This is a genomic window from Desulfonema magnum, assembly GCF_017377395.1.
Taxonomy (GTDB): domain Bacteria; phylum Desulfobacterota; class Desulfobacteria; order Desulfobacterales; family 4be13; genus Desulfonema_C; species Desulfonema_C magnum.
In genome coordinates this window covers 7,725,911-7,747,613 of record NZ_CP061800.1, presented here as the reverse complement: position 1 = coordinate 7,747,613, position 21,703 = coordinate 7,725,911, and the positions used below count along the sequence as shown (strand labels likewise).

Genomic DNA, 21,703 nt, shown 5'->3' with positions numbered 1-21,703 from the left:
AAGCACAAGTTTCTCCGTTTCTGAAAATCTTGCGTAAAAAATAATAAAAGCAGTGTGTTTCCAATTAATCTGTGAGGAAGCGAATATGAACCAGAAAAATTATCAAATATGCTCGAACTGCATAATGGATACCACAGATCCCAACATCACTTTTGATGAACGTGGATGGTGCGACTATTGCCAAAACTTTCACTCGAACATCATTCCTCATTGGCACACCGACAAGGTGGGCGAGACAGAATTGATGAAAATTGCGGATAAGATCAAAAAGAGTTGCAGGGGAAAGGACTTTGACTGCATCATTGGCCTGAGCGGTGGCACGGACAGTTCCTATACAGCATACATTGCCAAGGAAAAAATGGGCCTGCGTCCTTTGCTTCTTCATGTAGATGCAGGCTGGAACACGGATAAGGCTGTCGGCAATATTGAGAAACTGGTCAATGGATTGGGGTTGGAACTTTATACTGAAGTCATTAACTGGGAAGAAATGAAGGACCTCCAGGTAGCTGTTCTGCGCTCGCAAATTGCTGATCAGGATATTCCTCAGGATACTGCATTTTTCTCCGCACTGTATAAGTTCGCCCGAAAATACAAGATTAAATATGTGCTGACCGGAGGGAATCATTCCACTGAATGCTGTCGTGAACCAGACGAGTGGGGGGCATACCCGGGCATCGACAAGACTCTGATCCATGATATCCATTCAAAGTTTGGCCGTATCCCGCTCAAGACATTCCCCATTGTCGATATCATGGTGTACAAGCTTTATTATAGGTACGTTCGGGGCATGGAAATTATCAAACCGTTGAACCTCGTTCCCTATATCAAAAAGGATGCTGAAGCAAAACTGGAAGAACTCTTCGGCTGGGAAAAATTCCAGCACAAACATCATGAATCCCGTTTTACCCGTTTTTACGAAGATTACTGGATGCCTCGTAAATTTGGATATGAAAAGCGCCGAGCTCACTTCTCCAGTTTGATTATGACAGGGCAAATGACCAGGGAAGCTGCATTGGAAAGGATTTCCAAACCTGAGATGGACAGCCATTTTCATGAGCGGGAGTTTGAATATGTGGCCAATAAGTTAGGTCTGACTGTGGATGAACTGCAAGAAATTTTTGAAGGAGAAAATAAAACATTCCGTGATTATAAAAACAAGTACTTTTGGATCAACTTAGGCGCTAGTGTTATGCGCGGATTAGGCTTAGAGAGAAGGTTATTCAGATGATTACAATCATTGACTATGGATTGGGCAACATACTTGCATTTGTTAATATCTATAAAAAGCTGGATGTGCCAGTTCAGGTAGCTAAAAATACAGATGATTTATCCAAAGCAAGTCAGTTGATATTACCCGGTGTAGGAGCATTTGATCACGCCATGGGGCTGTTGGAGGCATCAGGTATGCGTCAGACTCTGGATGAGCTGGTGCTTGTCCGTAAGATGCCGGTGCTGGGAATTTGCGTTGGTATGCAGATACTGGCCGCCTCCAGCGATGAGGGCAAGATGCCGGGGCTTGGGTGGATTCCGGGTAATGTACGCGCCTTCGACTCAGAACTTCAGTCAGCCAGTTTACCCTTGCCACATATGGGCTGGAATGATGTCCGCCCGTTATTAAATACGAGGTTATTTAAACGGCTGGAAAAAGATGCATGTTTTTATTTTCTACATTCATATTTTTTTGAATGTGAACAAATAAAAAATATCATCGCTATTGCAAATTACGGTGTAGATTTCAGTTGCGCGGTCCATTTGGAAAACATTTACGGTGTTCAATTTCACCCGGAAAAGAGCCACCAATGGGGTATTCAACTGCTGAAAAATTTTGCGGAGGTGGATTGATGCTTCGTCCTCGAATTATTCCATGTTTGTTGGTTAAAGAAAAAGGCCTTGTCAAAACAGTTAAGTTTTCAAAGCCAAAGTACGTGGGAGATCCCATCAATGCAGTACGGATATTCAACGAAAAAGAAGTGGATGAACTGATTGTGTTGGATATTGATGCAACTGTTGAAAAAAGAGCGCCTGACATGAATATGATCAGACATTTGGCCGCGGAATGCCGGATGCCTCTTTGTTATGGCGGAGGAGTAAAGACAAGTGATCAGATACAAAGGATTATTTCTCTGGGGGTGGAGAAAGTCGCAATATCTTCTGCCGCACTTGAAAATCCGCATCTTATAACAGAAGCCTCTGCAACCGTCGGTAATCAGAGTCTGGTTGTGATTATGGATGTCAAACGACGTTTTCCAAGCGGCAAATATGAAGTGCGAACCCGTAACGGGCGGAACAGAACCGGTAAACATCCCCTTGAATTTGCCCAAGAAATGGAAAAACTCGGAGCAGGTGAGATTGTTATTAATTCAATTGACAATGATGGAACCATGAAAGGTTATGATCTTAAGCTGATCCGACAGATCAGAGATGCAGTTGATGTGCCGGTAACAGCACTGGGCGGTGCTGGATCTGTTCATGATATTGGCAAGTTAATCAGTGAATGTGATGTATCAGGAGCTGCGGCCGGAAGTCTTTTTGTATTCAAAGGGCCTTACAAAGCAGTGCTGATCAACTATCCCGGGAGGCCTGAAAAAGATGCGCTTATTCCAAACAAACTGACAACTGCTGAATACCTAAAACTTCCAACCAGCCATAACTCAGATACTTTTCAAGGCTTTAATGAGGCTTTCAGTAATTAAATAGCAGAATTTATAATATGTTTCTGTAAAAGAGATGTATTTTGAAATGCCTCTATATCAACATTTCTTATCGGAGTTTCCGCTATGTTTAAAAATAAAACGCTTCTGATCACCGGAGGAACAGGCACTTTCGGCAATGCTGTGCTTAGAAGGTTCCTTGATACGAAAATTAAAGAAATCCGCGTTTTCTCCCGTGATGAAAAAAAACAGGATGACATGCGCAAAAATTATGCTGATTCAAAACTGAAGTTTTACATTGGCAATGTACGTGATGAAAACAGTCTGCGGGATGCAATGCACGGGGTGGATTTTGTGTTTCATGCTGCAGCACTGAAACAGGTGCCGTCGTGTGAGTTCTTTCCTCTTGAGGCGTTGAACACGAATGCTGTCGGTACGGAAAATATACTTAACACAGCCATTGCAGCCGGCGTGGAACGGGTTATCGTACTAAGTACTGACAAGGCAGTCTATCCGATCAATGCCATGGGGATATCCAAAGCAATGATGGAAAAAATAGCTGTGGCAAAATCCCGTATAGCTAACAACACCACAACCATTTCAATTACACGTTATGGCAATGTGATGGCCAGCAGGGGGTCGGTCATTCCCCTATTCATCAAACAGATTCAAGATGGACAGCCGTTGACCATTACCGACTCAGCCATGAGTCGGTTCATGATGACCATTGAGGATGCGGTTGACTTGGTAGTATATGCTTTTCAGCATGGAAACCCGGGTGACACCTTTGTGCAGAAGGCCGCTGCCTGCACCCTTGAAACACTGGCACTGGCATTGAAAAAATTATTAAAAGCGGATAATCCCGTTACAATAATCGGTACCCGACATGGTGAAAAGCTTTATGAAACCTTGTTAACGCGGGAAGAGATGGCCGTTGCGGAAGATTTGGAAGGATATTTCAGGGTCCCGGCAGATAACCGCGCTCTGAATTATTCGCAGTATTTCAGTGAGGGGCGTGAGGAACTTGCTTTGGAACAAGATTATAATTCCCATAATACACATCAGAAAGATGTGGATGGAATGTGTGAACTCTTATTGAAACTAGAATGTGTGCAGTCGGCTTTGCGGGGGGAGAGGGTAGAAATCTGAGCCATGAATGAACGCGAATGAAATACAACTAATTGAGAAAGAGATACAGATGAAAAAGGTATTGGTGACAGGTGCAAAAGGATTTGTGGGGAAGAATCTCTGTGTTATGCTGCGGCGGCATGAGGATACTGAGCTATATGAATATGATGTGGATAACAAACCGGAAGACTTGGATGGTGCCTTAGAAAAAGTTGATTACGTTATTCATCTTGCCGGCGTGAACAGACCGAAAAATCCGGATGAGTTTGAAACTGGCAATACCGGATCCATTGATGAAATTTGTGTCAAGCTGAGGGCCATTGGGAGGTTGCCAAAGATTGTGCTATCCTCCTCGATTCAGGCGGAGCTGGATAATCCTTATGGCGTCAGCAAGCGTCGTGCTGAAGAAGTGCTTCAGGAATTTGCAAAGAATACTGGCGCAGAGTGTGTAGTGTATCGTTTTAAAAATCTTTTTGGGAAGTGGTGCAGGCCTAATTATAATTCTGTAACTGCAACATTTTGCCACAACATTGCAAATGATTTTTCTGTTAAAATCTCTGATTCGGACTACGAAATTGATCTGACCTACATTGATGATGTGGTGAAAGCTTTGGTCAATGAGATGAAGCCAGGAACACCCGGATTCATATTTGCAGAGCCATTGCCATCTACGCGCATCACATTGGGTGAATTGGCGTCAAAAATCAGATCGTTTCGAAAGATGCGAACAAATCTGGTACTGCCGAATTTCAGCAGCGACTTTGAGCGATCCCTTTACGGTACCTATCTGACGTATCTGGATGAAAAGAAATTCGAGTACAGTCTGGATATAAAAACCGATCCGCGCGGCAGTCTTGCAGAATTTATAAAATCGCCTGCCATGGGTCAGATATTTGTCAGCCGAACCCGGCCTGGAATTATCCGGGGAAATCACTATCATCATACCAAAACGGAAAAGTTTCTGGTGCTGGAGGGAGAAGCGGTAATTCGCTTTCGGCATATCGAGAGGGATGAAATTCTGGAATATCCGGTGAGTGGCGAAAAGTATCAGGTGGTGGACATCCCCCCGGGATACACCCATTCTATCGAAAATGTTGGGAAAGGCTTTCTGGTGACACTCTTCTGGGCAAGTGAGATGTTCGATCCGGAAAAGCCGGACACTTGTTTTGAAAAGGTTTAGCCGTGAAATTTGTGATAGCAAAAGGAAAGGCTTTATATGAAAAAGATGAAGGTGATGACCGTTGTGGGTACGCGTCCTGAAATTATCCGTTTATCAAGGGTAATGGCGGCACTGGATCGCTATATGGATCAGATAATCGTCCATACCGGCCAGAACTATGATTACGAGCTGAATCAGGTCTTCTTTGATGATCTGGAGCTTCGCAAACCCGATTACTTTCTTGAAGCAGCCGGTAAAACCGCCTGTGAAACTGTGGGGCAAGTCATTGCCAAAGTTGATAACGTGTTGGCAAAGGAAAGGCCGGATGCGCTCCTGGTGCTGGGCGACACCAATAGCTGCCTATCAGCTTATCCTGCCAAACGACGAAAAATTCCCGTATTTCACATGGAAGCCGGGAACCGCTGCTTTGATCAGCGTGTGCCTGAAGAGATCAACCGCAAAATCATCGATCATATCAGCGATATCAATATGCCCTATAGCAACATTGCCAGAGAGTATCTGCTGCGCGAAGGTATTCTTCCGGATCGTATTATTAAAACTGGCAGTCCCATGTATGAGGTGCTGCATCATTACATGCCTAAAATCAAGGCTTCGGATGTACTCAATCGGTTAAAGCTGAAATTCAATGAATATTTTGTTGTCAGTGCGCATCGTGAGGAAAATATCGATTCACCGGTACAATTCACCAAACTTATTAAGGTGTTAAACCATTTAGCTGAATCATATGGCTATCGGATAATTGTCTCCACCCACCCCCGCACCCGCAAACGGATTGACGCAGAAAATATTCGTTTGAATAGTCTGGTCGAGCTGATGAAGCCTTTGGGCTTTAATGATTATGTAAAGCTTCAGATGCATGCCAAGACCGTGCTGTCGGACAGTGGCACGATCAATGAGGAAAGCTCTATTCTGAATTTTCCGGCTTTAAATATCCGCAATGCCCATGAACGGCCAGAAGGGATGGAGGAAGGGGCGGTGATGATGACCGGTTTCGAATGGAAAGTTATAAAAAATGCAATCCCAATATTAGAAAACCAACCTGTAGGCAGCGACCGTTTATTGAACATTGTCAGTGATTATTCTATGCCAAATGTCAGCCAAAAAGTGGTTCGTATTATTTTAAGCTACACAGATTACGTTAATCGTTTTGTATGGTACAAATCATGAGAATTTTACTTTTGTCCCAGTGGTGCCAACCGGAGCCGTTTTTCAAAGGGGTTCCTTTTGCCAAAGCACTTAAAGCTCGCGGTCATGATGTGGAGATACTCACAGGATTTCCTAACTATCCCGGCGGAAAAATTTATCCGGGATATCGTATTCGATTATTTCAACGGGAGGTAATTGATTCGATTCCGGTGAATCGGGTTGCACTTTATCCCAGCCACAATCATTCAGGTTTTCATCGAATTCTCAATTACATGAGCTTCGCTCTCAGCGCGGCGGCAATCGGTCCGTTATTGGTCAAAAAACCGGATGTCATTTATGCCTACAACCTGATCACTTTAGAATGGGCAGCTTGGATATTGAAAAAATGGCATCGTTGCCCGGTTGTGTTTGACATTCAGGATATGTGGCCCGATTCGGTAACTGACTCAGGTATGATGCAAAAATCTGCTTTACTGCGGGTGCTTAATGCTTGGTGTAAAAGCGTGTATCGCCGGGCAACACATCTCACCACGCTATCTCCCGGCTTTAAAAATGAACTTGTTAAGCGCGGCATTCCAAAGAATAATATCAGTGTTATTTACAACTGGTGTGATGAGGCAAACATAAATGAATCAACAAGTGTTCCACCTGAAACCAATAATCTGATGAAAGATAATGCCTTTATTGTAATGTTTGCCGGCACCATGGGAGTGATGCAGGGATTAGATGCTATTTTGGATGCCGCAGAACGACTGTTGAAAATCGAACCGAAAATTAAATTTGTGTTTGTGGGCGGTGGCATTGAGTGTGAGCGAATTAAAAAAAGCGCAATAGATCGCAGTCTTGAGAATGTCACCTTTCTGGAAAGGCAGCCCCCGGAAAGGATCAAGGCTATTTTGCAAATGGCGGATGTGCTATTGGTTCATCTCAGGGACACGGCTCTTTTCAAAATCACCATTCCATCGAAAGTTCAAGCCTATATGGCGGCTGGAAAACCGATTCTTTTAGGTGCTATTGGTGATTCAGCAAATATTGTCAGAAAATCAGAAGCCGGGGTAGTGGTAACTCCGGAAAATCCTAAATCAATAGCTAACGGTATATTAAAATTGTATCGTATGACTGAAAACGAACGAAAACGAATGGGATTAAAAGGATTGCAGTATTATAAAGAAAAGTTGTCAATGGATGCCGGAGTTCAAAAATTTGAAAAAATATTTTATAAGTTGATCCAAAATTAATAAATCATCTTTCTCTTAAAAAAGAATTCTCTTATGAAACGAATCTTTGATATTATACTGACAATCTCAGCATGTTTTTTGCTTTCGCCTCTTATGATTCTGATTGCCGGAATCATCCGGATAACGATGGGAAATCCGATATTTTTTCGGCAAATCAGACCCGGACTTCACGGAAAGCCGTTTACAATTTACAAATTCCGCACGATGCTAAATAGTTATGATAAAAACGGCCACTCTCTCCCAGACAGCGAACGCCTGACCGGACTCGGAAAATTTCTGCGTTCAACGTCTTTGGATGAATTCCCCGAACTCTTCAATATCCTGAAAGGCGAAATGAGTATCGTCGGTCCTCGACCTTTGCTCATGCAATACCTGGAACGCTACACACCGGAACAGACAAGACGCCATGAAGTCAAACCGGGGCTTACAGGCTGGGCGCAGATCAACGGACGAAATGCCATTACCTGGGAAGAAAAATTCAGGCTGGATGTCTGGTATGTGGATCATCAGTCCCTCTGGCTGGATATCAAGATCATAATAATGACAATTCTGAAAGTTGTCAGACGGGAAGGAATCAGTCAGTCAGGTCATGCAACGATGGAAGAATTCAGAGGAACAAACAGTTGAAGGAACAAATAAATAGGAAAGGCTCAGATATGACTGAGAACATACAAAAAAAAGAAAAATTAATCGCTATATACGGTGCAAGCGGTTTTGGCAGAGAACTGGCATGGCTGATTGAGTCATGTGCTAAAAGAGGGATGAATTATAATATCATATGTTTTATTGATGATGATGAGAAAAAACACGGAACACATCTGAACAATATCCCTGTTCTGAGCCTTAAAGATGCAAAAAAACGATATCCCCAAGCCACTGTCGTCGGCGGGATCGGCAATCCGAAAATACGGGAAAAACTGATGAATAAAGCGGCTGATCAAGGATTTGTTTTTGAAACAATTATTCATCCTGACACCGAAAGTTCCCAATGGCTTGAAATCAGTGAAGGTTCGGTTATCTGTGCAGGTAATACTCTGACAACAAATATCACCCTCGGACATCATGTGCAGATCAATCTGGACTGTACCATCGGTCATGACGTTATTATGGGCGATTATACAACACTTGCCCCGGGAGTTCATATTTCCGGATGGGTTCATTTCGGAAAGCGTGTTTATGTGGGAACAGGGGCAGTTATCATCAACGGAACAGAGGAAGCCCCTCTTACCATAGGGGATGATGCAGTTATCGGTGCCGGCGCATGTGTTACAAAATCCGTTCCGCCCTTGGAAACGTGGGGGGGGGTACCCGCAAAGCCTTTGAAAAAAAGATAACTCAGAATAACCGATTTGAAAACTGGGTCTTTCCTGAAATTGAAGAAGGAAAACCGACAAAATACAATTGGGTTATCCAGCACAAAGACAATTTTGAACTCGGCTACAAAACAGATATAGGCGCGTTCTCCTACATTAACGCCAAATACGGCGTCACCATTGAAGACTTTGTTCAAATCGGCTCTCATTGCTCACTTTATTCTGTTTCCACCATTGACAATAAACAAGGTCAGGTCAGGTTAAAAAAGAATTGTAAAATCGGAAGCCACAGTGTTATCATGCCAAATATAACTATCGGAGAAAATGCAATCATCGGAGCCTTCAGTTTTATAAATTGTGATATTCCTGATAATGTTATTGTTGCCGGGGTTCCGGCAAAAGAAATCGGGAAATTGACGAGGAAATAAAAGGAAAAAGAATATTATGAAATTCAAAGTTCAACTGATCCAAAGCGATGAAGGATTTGCCATATCCTGCCCCTCGTTGCCGGGATGCCATTCACAAGGTAAAACAGAACAGGAAGCACTGGAAAACATAAGAGAAGCTATAATATTATGGTTGGAAACCTTTGCCGATCTGCAGGACGGAGCATCTGATTTAAAAGGAAACATCATCAAAGAGATTGAAATTCCGCTGGGTGAAGGGGTGGCTCATGCCTAAATTACCAGGAATAAATCATCTGAAAGCTATTAAAGCATTTGAAAAAGCCGGTTTCCGCGTATTGAAAAGGAGAGGTAAAAATCATGCAGTTATGACAGACGGTCAGAAAATAATCATCATTCCAAGACATAATCCGATCAATGCGTTTACAATGGGCAGCATCATCAAAGATGCGGGACTGACGATTGAACAGTTCAAAAAACTGCTTTCCTGAAGAATTATCTGAGATAAAAAAATGACAATAAACAATGAGATGAATAAACGCATTTTTCTCTCTCCGCCGCACATGGGCGGAGAAGAAATACATTTTGTGCAGGAGGCCTTTGACAGCAACTACATCGCTCCGCTCGGCCCCCAGGTGGATGCTTTTGAAAAGGAATTTTCTGAAAAAACAGGAATCCCCTATGCCGTGGCCCTGTCCAGCGGAACCGCCGCTATGCATCTGGTTCTCAGAATATTAGGCGTGAAACCGGGAGATGAAGTGTTTGCATCAACCCTCACGTTTATCGGCAGTGTGTCGCCAGTCACATTTCTCGGAGCAACACCGGTATTCATTGATTCAGATCAGACCTCCTGGAATATGAACCCGGATTTATTGGCTGAAGAACTGGAGCAATGTAAAAAGCGGGACAGACTGCCTAAAGCGGTTATTCCCACAGATATTTACGGACAATGTGCAGATTATGACCGAATCATGGAAATATGCGCGCCTTATGATATTCCTGTTATTGTTGACGCAGCAGAGGCTCTGGGTGCTGTTTACAAAGGACAAAGCGCAGGATTCGGCTCCAAAGCGGCGATTTTTTCCTTCAACGGAAATAAGATCATTTCCACTTCGGGCGGCGGTATGCTGGCATCAGATGACAGAGTACTCATTCAGCAGGCAAAATTCTTATCCCAACAGGCCCGGGACCCGGCTCCCCATTATGAACACTCTCAGATAGGGTACAACTACCGCATGAGCAATATCGTTGCAGCCATCGGCAGGGGACAGCTCAGAATTCTGGATGAAAGAGTGAGAGCAAAGCGCGAAATATCTGACTATTATAAAAAAGCCCTGACTGATATTCCCGGTATTGAATTTATGCCGGAAGCGCCTTATGGAAAATCAACCCGCTGGCTCACCGTGATTTTGATAACTCCTGAAATCTTTGGCGCGGACCGGGAAACCGTCAGGCTGGCTCTGGAAGCCGAAAATATCGAATCCAGACCTGTCTGGAAGCCCATGCACTTACAACCTGTTTTCCAAATTGAGAATCAACGCTCCGTTTCCTCAAAGCCAAACACCATAAAAGAAACTTATCCGGCTCGGATAATCGGAGGAGAAGTCTCACAAGATTTATTTGAAAGAGGACTTTGCCTGCCCTCCGGCACTGCAATGACAGAAGAAGATATGGAACGGGTGGTTTCAATCATATTAACATGCCGGATATAATTTTAAATTTAAATGAGATGATAGCCTATTTACCATATTAATTAAGATAGTTATAAAATTCATATACAGCAGATCAAAAACTTTTGTCTGACAGTGAATTCCGGGTTGGAATTAAATATTACCTGGAATGACAGGATATTACAGAGTCACAGAACTGTCATTCCGGGAAGAATCGGAATCCATCAGTTGCAAAATTTTTCCATTTACCGATATTCAGTTTTTTGATGAAAGGAAAAGCCGGGTTTTGAGAAACCCGGCTTTTTTTTATGAATTAACATGACGCTCAAGTTTTCGTTCTCATAAAACGACCCTGGTAACGACTCATAAATTCTTTTTATAAAGATATCTGGGGGATTTCTGATGTGAAAATGGGAAGCTATGCTTAAAATTTCCCACTCCTCCTTTGCAAAAGGGGGGAAAAACTTACGAATAGCAGCAATCAGCAGATCAGAAAAATTTGTAGTTCCGCGTTCAGGCGGTCTGTCATATAAACACAACTAAGTACCCGATCAAAAGTTTTTTATACATCTTTTTTTTCTGTGAACAGCGGAGAAACCCGGCTTTTTCCGTCACAGGTGGCGGATCGTTCCGGTAAAAAAAGCCGGGTTTCTTTCCCGGGAAGATATCGAAAACTTATGATTAGGTACATCAGTAAAAATATAAAGTCATATCGGGGTTGAATATTAACTACCGGGGCAGGACTCTCTCCTTGACAAATATGATTGAGATGTAATATATGTTAATATAATAGTGTTATGAATTTTCCGGCTGAGGCCGGATTGGAAATTCAGAATTTTCAAAATATCCATCAGTGACAAAAGGCAGAAATGGAAAAAATACCCAAAACCCGCTGGCACCGTCTGTTAGGCATGCTACTTGAGGAACTTCTTACTCCGGTCGGGATCGAAGTGCATACGGAGCTTCAGGTGATGGCTGATCCGCCGAAAGCGGATATCCTGTTACTGAGGAGAAAGCATCCCACATGGACCTCGGAACAACTGGAACGCCTGCCTGACGGCATAAGAGAAAGCGATGCCGATCATATTCTCCTGGAATTCAAGTACTCCGAATCGGTGGGACTGTCAGCATTTCGCCAGGCTGTGGGATATGACTATTTTTACAAGGACTCCAAAGAACTGACGGACCGGCAGGTGCGGACATTTCTGATAAGCGCAAAGACGACCAGAAAACAGACGCTGGACAAATTTGGTTATTCTCCAACGGACAAGGCCGGCGTGTACCGGAGCCGTCATCCGTTATTGGAATCGGTTCCCCTGCTGACCCTGAACGAGCTTTCAGAGGAACCATATAACGCTTATATCAAATGCTTTGCAAGCCGGATGAAGGAAAAAAAAGCCGCTTTCAGAACACTGAAAGGCCAGAATATCGGCTCTTTTTCCATGAGACTGCTCTGGCTTCTGCAAGGGTTGTGGAATCACTGGTTTTTCAAAGGAGGTGCGCCGATGAAACAAGAACTGACCCCCGAACAGGTCATCGAAATGGGGAAAATGTGGGGAGATGTCTATCTTTCAACTCTGTCTCCCGAAGAACTCGTGAAGGCTGTCGGGACAAAAGATATTCTCAAAGGACTCAGACCCGAAGAGCGTCTCAAAGGACTCAGACCCGAAGAGCGTCTCAAAGGACTCAGACCCGAAGAGCGTCTCAAAGGACTCAGACCCGAAGAGCGTCTCAAAGGACTGTCTGCTGAGGAAATTGAAGCTTACCTGCGAAAACTTAAAAAAAAGAAATGATATTTCGGTCCGAATGAGCGGGACTGTCAGAAACCCGCTCTCGGAATTTTTTCCTGCCGAGCCTGAACGAGCTTTCAGAGGAACCATATAACGCTTATATCAAATGCTTTGCAAGCCGGATGAAGGAAAAAAAAGCCGCTTTCAGAACACTGAAAGGCCAGAATATCGGCTCTTTTTCCATGAGACTGCTCTGGCTTCTGCAAGGGTTGTGGAATCACTGGTTTTTCAAAGGAGGTGCGCCGATGAAACAGGAACTGACCCCCGAACAAGTCGTCGAACTGGTCAGAATGTAGGGGGATATCGTTCTTTCCGCACTGTCTTCCAAAGAGCGTCTGAAAGGACTTGCCCCCGAAGAACGCCTGTAAAGAGTTCTGCCTCAAAAAACGCCTGAAAGGATTTTCGGACAAAGAGATTGAAGACTATTTGTGTAAACTCCGAAAAAAAAAATAGCATCCGCAGATGGAAATTTCATGGAAAAGCCCGCTTCGGATTCGTAAACTCGAAGCATCTCCGGGGAATTTATCAGTTCGTCAGGAGCGAATCCGGGGAATTTTTAATCTGCTGATATAGGAAGAATGAGAACCGGAGAGCGATGAATGTCCTTTTTCAGACTTATTTTGGAGAAAACACGTTTTTCTCCGCCCCGCAGGAAAATAATTTTCAGAACCATGATCTTACTGTTTTTACTGACAGGGTTCATTATCGGAGGGGAAATCATCTATTTTCACAAAATCCTGTCCGGCCAAATTTCCCCTGAAACATCAGAGCTTATCGTTGTGTTTGCCGGCGGAACAGAAAGAACAGAAGCAGGGTACTCGCTTGCCAATTCAGGATATGGGACCTGTCTGGTCATTTCTCCGGCAGATCAGAAAAAATTGAAACTTTATGACAGAAAGCACAGACGGTCTTCAACGGTCAGATGCATTGTTGAGGATAAGGCCAGGACAACATTAGAAAATGCTGTATATACCAAAAAGATTATTACAGAACATGGCTTCAGATCGGTTCTCCTTGTCACGTCCTCTTACCATCTTCCTCGCTCCTATTTTCTGCTCAGGCTCCTCCTTTTAGGCAATAATGTCAAAATCAGGGCTTTCGGGGTATCAGGATCAGGAAGAAATGATTTACAATCTTCAAGAGGAAAGAAAATAATATACAATGAAATGGTCAAATTATGGGGCAGCACCGGTGAACTTCTGATCTATAAAATAAGGGGATGTCTGCCTGAGCAGAATCCGAAACAGATAGCCTTTTTAAAATATATAAAGTCGCTTTTTCTTTTTTTTCATTAGATCCATATCGTTTCCCTGATCAAGCTTTCCGCAGAATAAAAATGCACAAGACAAAACCCGGGTTTTTCCAACCCGGGTTTTTTTGTATTCCTGAGAAGCTTTTTTTACTTTCATTTTTGCTCTGATAATGATTTACTTCATTACAACTATTAAATATTATAACTTTTTAATTTGTATAATAAAATATATGAGCAAATCAGGAATTCAAAGAGGGGATATTTTCCCTCTTAAATACTCCTTTCACCCCATTGATTTACTTCTTCTGTTTGTGAGATAAGGCTATTAGCAGTTCGTTTGGAGCAGCTAATATTTCGACAGTTAAGAGGAGGTAAGAATGTTCTACTTTGCAAGAAATCAGAATTTCTGGATTATGTTTATCGGAGATATGATTCTGGTGACCCTTTCCTATTATTTCTCCCATTATCTTCGTTTTGACGGGACCATCCCGCCAACTCATTTTACAACCTGGGCGCATACAGCAATATGGGTCACACTTATAAAACTTATTTCGTTTTTTGTTTTTGATCTTTATAAAGGTCTGTGGCGTTATGCAGGCATTCATGATCTGATCAATCTGGCAAAAGCATGTATCGCCGCATCTTTCACCATAGTCGTATTTGTACTTATATTGTACCGTTTTAGCGGGTTCGCCAGAGGTGTATTTGTCATTGATTTCGCACTGACATTATTAGTGATCGGCGGATACCGGCTGGCTATCCGATTATACTATACTCGAACCTGCCATAATAAACATTTTCTATGTTTAGGAAAAAGAAGTACAATCCTTAAAAAGCTTCTGATTATAGGGGCTGGCAGCATGGGCGAGAAACTCATAAGAGAGATCGGAGAAAATCCGAAACTGCATTATGACGTGGTAGGATTTATTGATGATGATTCTCTTAAATTGAATCAGAAAATACATGGCATTCCAGTTCTCGGTGTGTTGGAGGATATGGGAAAAATTATAAAAGAATACGATGTTGATGAAATTATCATTGCTATTTCATCGGTTTCCAATGGTGAAATGAGGCGGATTGTCAATGCCTGCAAAGCGACTGACATTTCTTTTAAAACCGTGCCGAATATGTGGGAGTTGCTTGAGGGAAAAGTCACTCTGAATACCATACGCCAAGTCCGTTATGAAGACCTGTTGCGAAGGCAGCCGGTCCGTCTTAATATGAAACAGATAGGCGGCTACCTCACGGGTAAAAAAGTAATGGTAACTGGCGGAGCAGGTTCCATCGGTTCGGAACTTTGCAGACAAATTTCGCGCTTTAGCCCTGAGCAACTGATTATCGTGGATCAAAATGAATCTGGTTTGTATGAAATCGAACTGAGTCTGGCAGCCAAATTCCCTGTACTGAAAATAGCGGCTGTTCTTGCCTCCATCCAAAACAAAGGACTGATGGAAAAGGTCTTCAGCAAGCACAATCCTGATGTTGTGTTTCATGCTGCGGCCTATAAACATGTGCCCATGATGGAGTATCATCCCTGGGAAGCTGTCTTTAACAACATGATCGGTACCAGAAATGTTCTTGACCTTTGCCACAAACATCATATTGACCGGTTTGTTCTGGTTTCCACAGATAAAGCCGTTCGCCCCACAAATGTAATGGGAGCTTCAAAGAGAGTCGCTGAACTCCTGACCCTGGCGTATGCTTCTATGAATGGCACCCGCTATATGGTGGTAAGATTCGGAAATGTAGTGGGAAGTATCGGCAGCGTGGTTCCTCTTTTCAAAAAACAGATTGAAAGAGGCGGCCCGCTCACTGTGACGCACCCTGAAGTCACCCGCTATTTTATGACCATACCGGAAGCATGCAGTCTCATTCTTCAGGCTGGTGCAATTGGCGAAGGCGGAGAAATGTTCATTCTGAAGATGGGGGTTCCTGTCAGAATTGCCGACATGGCGCGTGATATGCTCACCCTGTCCGGTTTCGAGCCTGATAAGGATATAGAAATCGAATACACCGGACTCAGACCGGGTGAAAAACTTTATGAGGAGCTGATCACGGAAGGCGAAGGTATCAAACAGACTCAGCACAGTGATATCATGGTACTGAGTACGGAAAACCATAAGTCACTGGATGAAATTAACACCCATTTGGCCAAATTAGCTGAACTGGCCGGATCCGGGGATGCATCTGGGATAAAAAAACACTTGAAGATAGTTGTGCCCGAATACAGCCCGGAGTTTTGAAAAAACAGGAAATAAAAGCAATATCCAACATAAAAAAGATCCGTTATCAGCCTAAAGCCGGTAGTGGATTTTTTTTTCGAAAATATGACTCGTCATTTCCCGACGGAAGCCATTATCCGGCTCACAGATTCCACAAATGATTTAGATGCGGCGCTTTTAAACAATACTTCGGACAGTTTTTGCAAATCAAAGAGATGTAAAACTATAACCTACTGAAATTATAAAATTTAAACTTTCAGACAGAAAACTTGTAAATCTTGTAAAAACAGTATGTTATAAAAACTGCCCGAACTATTGTTAAAACAATAATATAATAAATTAATTAGCAGGTTAATTAAAAACGGTTGAAAAAAAAGGGCTTTTCATGGTACATAATGTCCATCTCAGTTTCCAAAGGTCTGAAGCAATTTTCAGCATGTCCCCGATTGTCTGAGTGCGGGCGGACCTATTTTCAAGTTTCTCTTTCATAATAAAATATTCTCTCACCATCTGCTTATAAATTTGCCTGGCAAGATCGGATTTCAGAAGCTTGCACAGAAGGGCATAGCCCTGCTGGGAAAACAGATAAATATATTTTGCCCCGCCAACTGCCTGGCTGTTAGCATAAAAACCTGATTTAATAAGAAAATCTGAGGGATGGTTTGAAACCATCCCTGAAGAACTACCTGATATAATTTCATTTTTAAGGTCAATTATATCAATCCCCTCATCAAACCAGTCCGTATTTCTGTTTACAATCCTGTTGATTTCTCCCAGATCATATTCATGCAGTTCCGCAACCTGCTTTGCGAGAATGCAGGGCTGATCATCCCTGAATCCGCCGTAAATCTTCCTTACGGGATGACCGTTAATCGTCACAACTTCGCTGCTCAGAGTCAGTTCTTTGTTCATTGAGAATACCTCCTGTTCTGTTTATAAATCTGTCTGGCAAGATCGGATTTCAGGAGCTTGCACAGAAGGGCATAGCCCTGCTGGGAAAACAAATAAATATGCCTTGCCCCTCCAACTGCCTGGGTATTAGTATAATATCCTGATTTGATAAGAAAATCTGAGGGGTGATTTGAAACCACCCCTGAACAAATATCTGATATAATATCCTTTTTAAGATCAACAACATCAATTTCATCGTCAAACCAGTCAGCGTTATTGTTCACAATCCGATTGATTTCTTTTAATTCCTGCCCATGCAGTTCAGCCACCTGCTTTGCAAGAATGCAGGGCTGTCCCCGAATCCGCTGTAAATCTTCGGTAATGTTCTAAAAGTGGAGCTAAATTTTTTAACCCTCTGAATCAATTTGGCAAATATCGGAACAAGTCCAGTTTTAGAACACCACCAAATCTTCCTTACGGGACGGCCGTTAATGGTCACAATCTCATTGCTCAGAGTCAGTTGTTTGTTCATTGACAATGCCTCCTCTCCGTGGTATGTTGTTATAAAAAAAAGCACGGGGCAGGCAGGTGACGGGTTCCGTTTTTCGGGAATGTCCCCCGGCCCCATGCGGATTGGCATATAAACAATTTTAAGTCAGCCCGGCCTGCTGTTTTGCGGCGGGTCTCAGCTTCCAAAGCTTGCTGTTTCTGTAAATTCCCGCCTCGGTGATATGATAACCGCTGATCTGCCTGCCCTTCATCTTTCCCAGGGTTCTGCTGAGTCTGATTTTCTGACTTCTCTGATTCCCTCCGCCGAGGTCAAACGAGATATCATTGTCAATGATCATCAGGCGGAGATAATGGGAGTCAACGGCCTCCTCACCGTATTTTTCCCACCAGATGTTCAAAAACGTGATCAGAGCCTCCTCTTCCTGTCGCACGGTTTCGGAAACAGGGACGTATCCGGGACGGACAAATTTCAGCAGATCAAAGCCGGTGGTCTCCTTTGTGATGCGGTTTGCCGTGCGCCTTGCCTCATGTTCGTCCGTGATTCCCGCCAGCTTTGCGACTTCCAAAGCCGTTATGAACCGTCTTGCGCTCCGGTCAAACAAATCCCCGACTGTCTGCTCCGAAGATTTCATGTGTGCCTGAGAACGCTGCCCGGCTTCCATTGCCGAAAACGCCCGCATGATAAACACCGAGCGATTTACCGCAACAGGTGTTTCCAGGCAGGCGGACATCATGTTGCAGCCTTCACGGGTATAGGCCCATGGAAGATATTTAACTCCCTGTAACCATTGAAAGGTCGCATTTTGCGACCTTAAAATTTCCATTTCCGCCCTGGTCAGTTGAAACCGAAAGTCGTTAGGAAACCGGTCGGGGTTTCTCTTTGCCGCCTCATTGATTCGTTTGGTTTCCGTTCCGTAGATATCGGCCAAATCTCTGTCCAGCATCGCAGGCGGTCTTCCGGGAAGGCTGATAATTTGGGACTGAATTTCTTTGACAGTAAGTTCTTTCATAATAAACCTCCGTTTTGTTGTTTTTATTATTGCATAAAGTGCGGAACAGGCGGCCACGGGAATCTGTTTTTCAGGAGCAGTTTATTTTACAGCGGGCTTCAGCTTCCAAAGCTTCGCATTCCTGTATGTCCCCGCCTCGGTGATGTGATATCCTCCGATTTTCCTCCCTTTTATTTTTCCCAGGGTTCTGCTGAGTCTGCTCTTCTGACTTCTCTGATTTCCTCCGCCGAGATCAAACGGAATATCATTGTCAATGATCATCAGGCGGAGGTAATGGGAGTCAACCGCCTCCTCGCCGTATTTCTCCCACCAAGTGTTCAGGAATGTGAGCAGAGCCTCCTCTTTCTGCCGAACAGTTTCCGAAACAGAGACATATCCGGGACGGACAAATTTCAGCAGATCAAAGCCGGTGGTCTCCTTTGTGATGCGGTTTGCCGTCAGCCTCGCCTCATGTTCGTCCGTGATTCCCGCCAGCTTTGCCACCTCAATAGCCGTTATGAACCGTCTTGCGCTCCGGTCGAACAAATCCCCGATTGTCTGTTCCGAAGATTTCATGTCTGGTTGATAATGCTGCCCGGCTTCCATTGCAGAGAATGCCCGCATGATAAAAACCGAGCGTTTCACCGCAACAGGCGTCTCCAGGCAGGCGGACATCATGTTGCAGCCTTCACGGGTATAGGCATAAGGCAGTGTTCTGGACATAGGGGAAATTGCGGTCACAGATTGTGACCGCAAAATATTCACTTCATTTTCTGTAAGCTGAAAACAGAAATCTTCGGGAAAACGGTCAGGGTTTCTCTTAACAGCCTGATTCAGCTTTTTGGTTTCTGTGCCATAAATCTCGGCCAAATCCCTGTCCAACATCGCAGGCGGTCTTCCGGGAAGGGTGATAATCTGGGACTTAATTTCTTTGACAGTAAGTTTTTTCATAATAAAAGCTCCTTCTTAGTTTTTTCCATCATTGCATAAGGTGCGGAACATGCAGCCACGGGAATCTGTTTTTCAGGAGCGGTTCATTTTACAGCGGGCTTCAGCTTCCAAAGCTTGGCGTTTCTGTACATTCCCGCCTCGGTGATGTAATAGCTGCTGATTTCCTGTCCCTTCATCTTTCCCAGAGTTCTGCTGAGTCTGATTTTCTGGCTTCTCTGCTTTCCCCCGCCAAGATCAAAGGGAATATCATTCTCAATGATCATCAGGCGGAGGTAATGGGAGTCAACCGCCTCCTCGCCGTATTTCTCCCACCAGATGTTCAGAAACGTGATCAGAGCATCCTCTTCCTGTCGCACGGTTTCCGAAACAGGCACATATCCGGGACGAACAAATTTCAGCAGATCAAAGCCGGTGGTCTCCTTTGCGATGCGGTTTGCCGTTAGCCTTGCCTCATGTTCGTCCCTGATTCCCGCCAGCTTTGCGACTTCCAGAGCCGTTATGAAGCGTTTTGCGCTCCGGTCGAAGAAATCCCCGATTGTCTGAGCCGAGGATTTTATATCTGCCTGAGAACGCTGTCCGGCTTCCATTGCCGAAAACGCCCGCATGATAAACACCGAGCGATTTACCGCAACAGGCGTCTCCAGGCAGGCGGACATCATGTTGCAGCCCTCACGGGTATAGGCATAAGGTTTTGATTTTGCGATACTCTGTCTTGATATCACAGATTGTGATATCAAAATTCCTGTTTCCTCCTCAGTCAGTTGAAATCTGAAATCGTCAGGAAATCTGTCGGGATTTCTTTTAGCTGCCTGATTCACTGATCTGGTATCGGTTTCATAGATTTCAGCCAATGCTCTGTCCAGCATCGCAGGCGGTCTTCCGGGAAGGGTGATAATTTGAGACTGAATTTCTTTAACAGTAACTTCTTTCATAGTAAAACCTTATTGTTAGTTTTTCCCATCATTAAGGTTAGTTAGACAGATCAGCTAAAAAATGAAACCCGACGTTGAAATGAAAGTTAATGTCGGATTTCGTTCCTCAGCTCGGCCTGCTTCTGGCGGACATAAGGGAAATTGTGGTTACAGATTGTGACCACAAAATATTCACTTAATTTTCTGTAAACTGAAAACAGAAATTTTCGAGAAAGCAATCAGAGCTTATCTTCCCCGGGTTCCGGAGGGAGAAGAAGTGTCTGTTTTTCAATGTGTTAAAACCTGTGTTTCCATTATGATGCCTCCCTGTTTTATTGTCTGTCCGAACCTTGATTAAAGGATTCGGGGATTGTCCTGATTTTGGTCCTGTTTATAAGCCAAAAAATTCCCGTAAATCCGGCGGAGCGGAAATCCTGCCAATCCTTTAATCAGGTGAATCAGGGTTCGGACAATCTGAATCAGGGTTCGGATAATTACGGGACGTGAAGCGTGGGAACGGGATGAACAGATATTTTTTTCATAAAACCTCCGTATCACTTTTGTCCATCATTGAATACTTTGTTTATTATTCAGTCACAGTTTTTTTCTATGTTGGCATTTCTCCGACGCTTTGCAACGCATGATCACAGACGGCACGGCTCAGACGAAAACCTCCTCTTGTCGTTAAATTTTTTAGCTGTTCCCGCAGGCTGTCTATATGCCCGTTCCGCCTGGCCCATATGAGAATGCCGACCGTACCCAGGACGGTCAGCCCCATACACTGAGCCTTTCGCCGGGCAGCCTTTTCATCCAGCAAGATCATGGCCGCCTTTTCCTCTGTACATAAGGTGATGGCCTCAGACTCCCCGTAATCCAATTCCGTACCCAGCAGACGAAATAAATGTCTTTCGGTGATATTAGACACTGTGATCCACGGGGCAGTGTTCACCTCTTCTGATCCGGGCTGTCCTTTTCCTGTTTCCACAACTTCGTTCCAAACCGCCTGCGGAATAAGGATACCTTTTTGGAAACCGTTGGGAAATCAGTCCAAGCTGGCCGATGGCACTCAGTGATATCAGCACAGATGAGTTTGAGACGATCTTCATTCTGAGACCTCCAGAGTTTTCAGGTCTTCCTCCAATTCCGTCATGCCATAATGACGGAGAATCCCTTCCTGCCCCAGCAGTCTGTGAAATTCCCATTTGGTCATCTGTGCCAGCTTCCGTGCCTTGCCGAAATTCAGCAGCTCTTTCTGATATAATCGTATTGCCAGTTCCTGACGAATTCTGGTGAGCTTTTCCGCAGGCGGAACCCGCAATGCCTCCATAAGATCGTCTGATATTTCCATGATGTTTGTTTTCATTATTGTGTGCCTCCTTTGTTTTCGGTCTGAAACTCCGTCTCAGTTTTGTCCGTCGTGGCATAATGTGCGGAACAGGGAGTGCCCCTAGTTCCGC

General features: G+C 44.0%; 24 protein-coding genes. 17 read left to right on the top strand and 7 right to left on the bottom strand.

Annotated elements, in window-relative coordinates:
• Positions 1–85: 85 nt before the first annotated feature.
• From dnm_RS29680 to dnm_RS29600, 17 genes are all read left to right on the top strand, one after another.
• Positions 86–1,228: an N-acetyl sugar amidotransferase gene (locus dnm_RS29680; protein WP_207680472.1), complete on the top strand. Its 1,143-nt coding sequence runs from the start codon at positions 86–88 to the stop codon at positions 1,226–1,228.
• Positions 1,225–1,842 carry an imidazole glycerol phosphate synthase subunit HisH gene (gene hisH, locus dnm_RS29675; protein ID WP_207680471.1) on the top strand — a complete coding sequence of 206 codons (618 nt, stop codon included), beginning with the start codon at positions 1,225–1,227 and terminating at the stop codon, positions 1,840–1,842. Before dnm_RS29680 ends, hisH begins: the two co-directional genes overlap by 4 nt.
• On the top strand, positions 1,842–2,693 hold the full coding sequence (locus tag dnm_RS29670) for an AglZ/HisF2 family acetamidino modification protein (protein ID WP_207680470.1): 852 nt from the start codon (positions 1,842–1,844) through the stop codon (positions 2,691–2,693). Before hisH ends, dnm_RS29670 begins: the two co-directional genes overlap by 1 nt.
• Positions 2,694–2,777: 84 nt before the next feature.
• Positions 2,778–3,800 carry a polysaccharide biosynthesis protein gene (locus tag dnm_RS29665; RefSeq protein WP_207680469.1) on the top strand — a complete coding sequence of 341 codons (1,023 nt, stop codon included), beginning with the start codon at positions 2,778–2,780 and terminating at the stop codon, positions 3,798–3,800.
• 7 nt (positions 3,801–3,807) lie between these two features.
• Positions 3,808–4,959, top strand: coding sequence for a polysaccharide biosynthesis C-terminal domain-containing protein (locus dnm_RS29660; protein WP_207680468.1), 1,152 nt, complete (start codon positions 3,808–3,810; stop codon positions 4,957–4,959).
• 36 nt (positions 4,960–4,995) lie between these two features.
• Positions 4,996–6,126 (top strand): non-hydrolyzing UDP-N-acetylglucosamine 2-epimerase, encoded by a 1,131-nt coding sequence (wecB, locus tag dnm_RS29655; protein ID WP_207680467.1) that lies wholly within the window; start codon positions 4,996–4,998, stop codon positions 6,124–6,126.
• The gene (locus dnm_RS29650; protein WP_207680466.1) at positions 6,123–7,343 is read left to right on the top strand and encodes a glycosyltransferase family 4 protein; all 1,221 of its coding nucleotides are present in this window, start codon (positions 6,123–6,125) and stop codon (positions 7,341–7,343) included. The genes wecB and dnm_RS29650 overlap by 4 nt, the downstream gene beginning before the upstream one ends.
• Before the next feature lie 33 nt (positions 7,344–7,376).
• The gene (locus dnm_RS29645; RefSeq protein WP_207680465.1) at positions 7,377–7,970 is read left to right on the top strand and encodes a sugar transferase; all 594 of its coding nucleotides are present in this window, start codon (positions 7,377–7,379) and stop codon (positions 7,968–7,970) included.
• A 29-nt stretch (positions 7,971–7,999) separates the two neighbouring features.
• Positions 8,000–8,677 (top strand): acetyltransferase, encoded by a 678-nt coding sequence (locus tag dnm_RS29640; RefSeq protein WP_207680464.1) that lies wholly within the window; start codon positions 8,000–8,002, stop codon positions 8,675–8,677.
• A complete protein-coding gene (locus tag dnm_RS29635) occupies positions 8,605–9,084 on the top strand; it encodes an acyltransferase (protein ID WP_246556146.1) in 480 nt (159 codons plus the stop codon). Before dnm_RS29640 ends, dnm_RS29635 begins: the two co-directional genes overlap by 73 nt.
• A gap of 16 nt (positions 9,085–9,100) precedes the next feature.
• Positions 9,101–9,337: a type II toxin-antitoxin system HicB family antitoxin gene (locus dnm_RS29630; protein WP_207680463.1), complete on the top strand. Its 237-nt coding sequence runs from the start codon at positions 9,101–9,103 to the stop codon at positions 9,335–9,337.
• A complete protein-coding gene (locus dnm_RS29625) occupies positions 9,330–9,551 on the top strand; it encodes a type II toxin-antitoxin system HicA family toxin (protein WP_207680462.1) in 222 nt (73 codons plus the stop codon). Before dnm_RS29630 ends, dnm_RS29625 begins: the two co-directional genes overlap by 8 nt.
• A 21-nt stretch (positions 9,552–9,572) precedes the next feature.
• On the top strand, positions 9,573–10,772 hold the full coding sequence (locus tag dnm_RS29620; protein WP_276571835.1) for a DegT/DnrJ/EryC1/StrS family aminotransferase: 1,200 nt from the start codon (positions 9,573–9,575) through the stop codon (positions 10,770–10,772).
• Positions 10,773–11,599: 827 nt separating this feature from the next.
• A complete protein-coding gene (locus dnm_RS29615) occupies positions 11,600–12,523 on the top strand; it encodes a hypothetical protein (RefSeq protein ID WP_207680461.1) in 924 nt (307 codons plus the stop codon).
• 119 nt (positions 12,524–12,642) lie between these two features.
• Positions 12,643–12,816, top strand: a complete 174-nt coding sequence (locus dnm_RS29610; RefSeq protein WP_207680460.1) for a hypothetical protein — start codon at positions 12,643–12,645, stop codon at positions 12,814–12,816.
• Between the two features lie 303 nt (positions 12,817–13,119).
• Positions 13,120–13,815 (top strand): YdcF family protein, encoded by a 696-nt coding sequence (locus tag dnm_RS29605; protein WP_207680459.1) that lies wholly within the window; start codon positions 13,120–13,122, stop codon positions 13,813–13,815.
• Positions 13,816–14,149: 334 nt separating this feature from the next.
• Positions 14,150–16,015 (top strand): polysaccharide biosynthesis protein, encoded by a 1,866-nt coding sequence (locus tag dnm_RS29600; RefSeq protein ID WP_207680458.1) that lies wholly within the window; start codon positions 14,150–14,152, stop codon positions 16,013–16,015.
• 330 nt (positions 16,016–16,345) lie between these two features.
• Here dnm_RS29600 and dnm_RS29595 read toward each other — a convergent pair whose 3' ends face one another.
• The 7 genes from dnm_RS29595 to dnm_RS29565 all read right to left on the bottom strand — a co-directional run bounded on the left by dnm_RS29595 (position 16,346) and on the right by dnm_RS29565 (position 21,609).
• Positions 16,346–16,906 (bottom strand): ORF6N domain-containing protein, encoded by a 561-nt coding sequence (locus dnm_RS29595; RefSeq protein ID WP_207680457.1) that lies wholly within the window; start codon positions 16,904–16,906, stop codon positions 16,346–16,348.
• Positions 16,903–17,247: an ORF6N domain-containing protein gene (locus tag dnm_RS29590; protein WP_276571918.1), complete on the bottom strand. Its 345-nt coding sequence runs from the start codon at positions 17,245–17,247 to the stop codon at positions 16,903–16,905. Before dnm_RS29590 ends, dnm_RS29595 begins: the two co-directional genes overlap by 4 nt.
• Before the next feature lie 288 nt (positions 17,248–17,535).
• Complete coding sequence (locus tag dnm_RS29585; protein ID WP_207680455.1) at positions 17,536–18,405, bottom strand: ORF6N domain-containing protein; 870 nt, start codon at positions 18,403–18,405, stop codon at positions 17,536–17,538.
• A gap of 81 nt (positions 18,406–18,486) precedes the next feature.
• Positions 18,487–19,335: an ORF6N domain-containing protein gene (locus tag dnm_RS29580; protein ID WP_207680454.1), complete on the bottom strand. Its 849-nt coding sequence runs from the start codon at positions 19,333–19,335 to the stop codon at positions 18,487–18,489.
• Positions 19,336–19,418: 83 nt separating this feature from the next.
• Positions 19,419–20,267, bottom strand: coding sequence for an ORF6N domain-containing protein (locus dnm_RS29575; RefSeq protein ID WP_207680453.1), 849 nt, complete (start codon positions 20,265–20,267; stop codon positions 19,419–19,421).
• A gap of 586 nt (positions 20,268–20,853) precedes the next feature.
• Positions 20,854–21,258 carry a PIN domain-containing protein gene (locus tag dnm_RS29570; protein ID WP_492208010.1) on the bottom strand — a complete coding sequence of 135 codons (405 nt, stop codon included), beginning with the start codon at positions 21,256–21,258 and terminating at the stop codon, positions 20,854–20,856.
• A 90-nt stretch (positions 21,259–21,348) separates the two neighbouring features.
• Entirely contained in the window at positions 21,349–21,609 is a 261-nt protein-coding gene (locus dnm_RS29565) for a UPF0175 family protein (protein ID WP_207680451.1), read from the bottom strand.
• Positions 21,610–21,703: the final 94 nt, after the last annotated feature.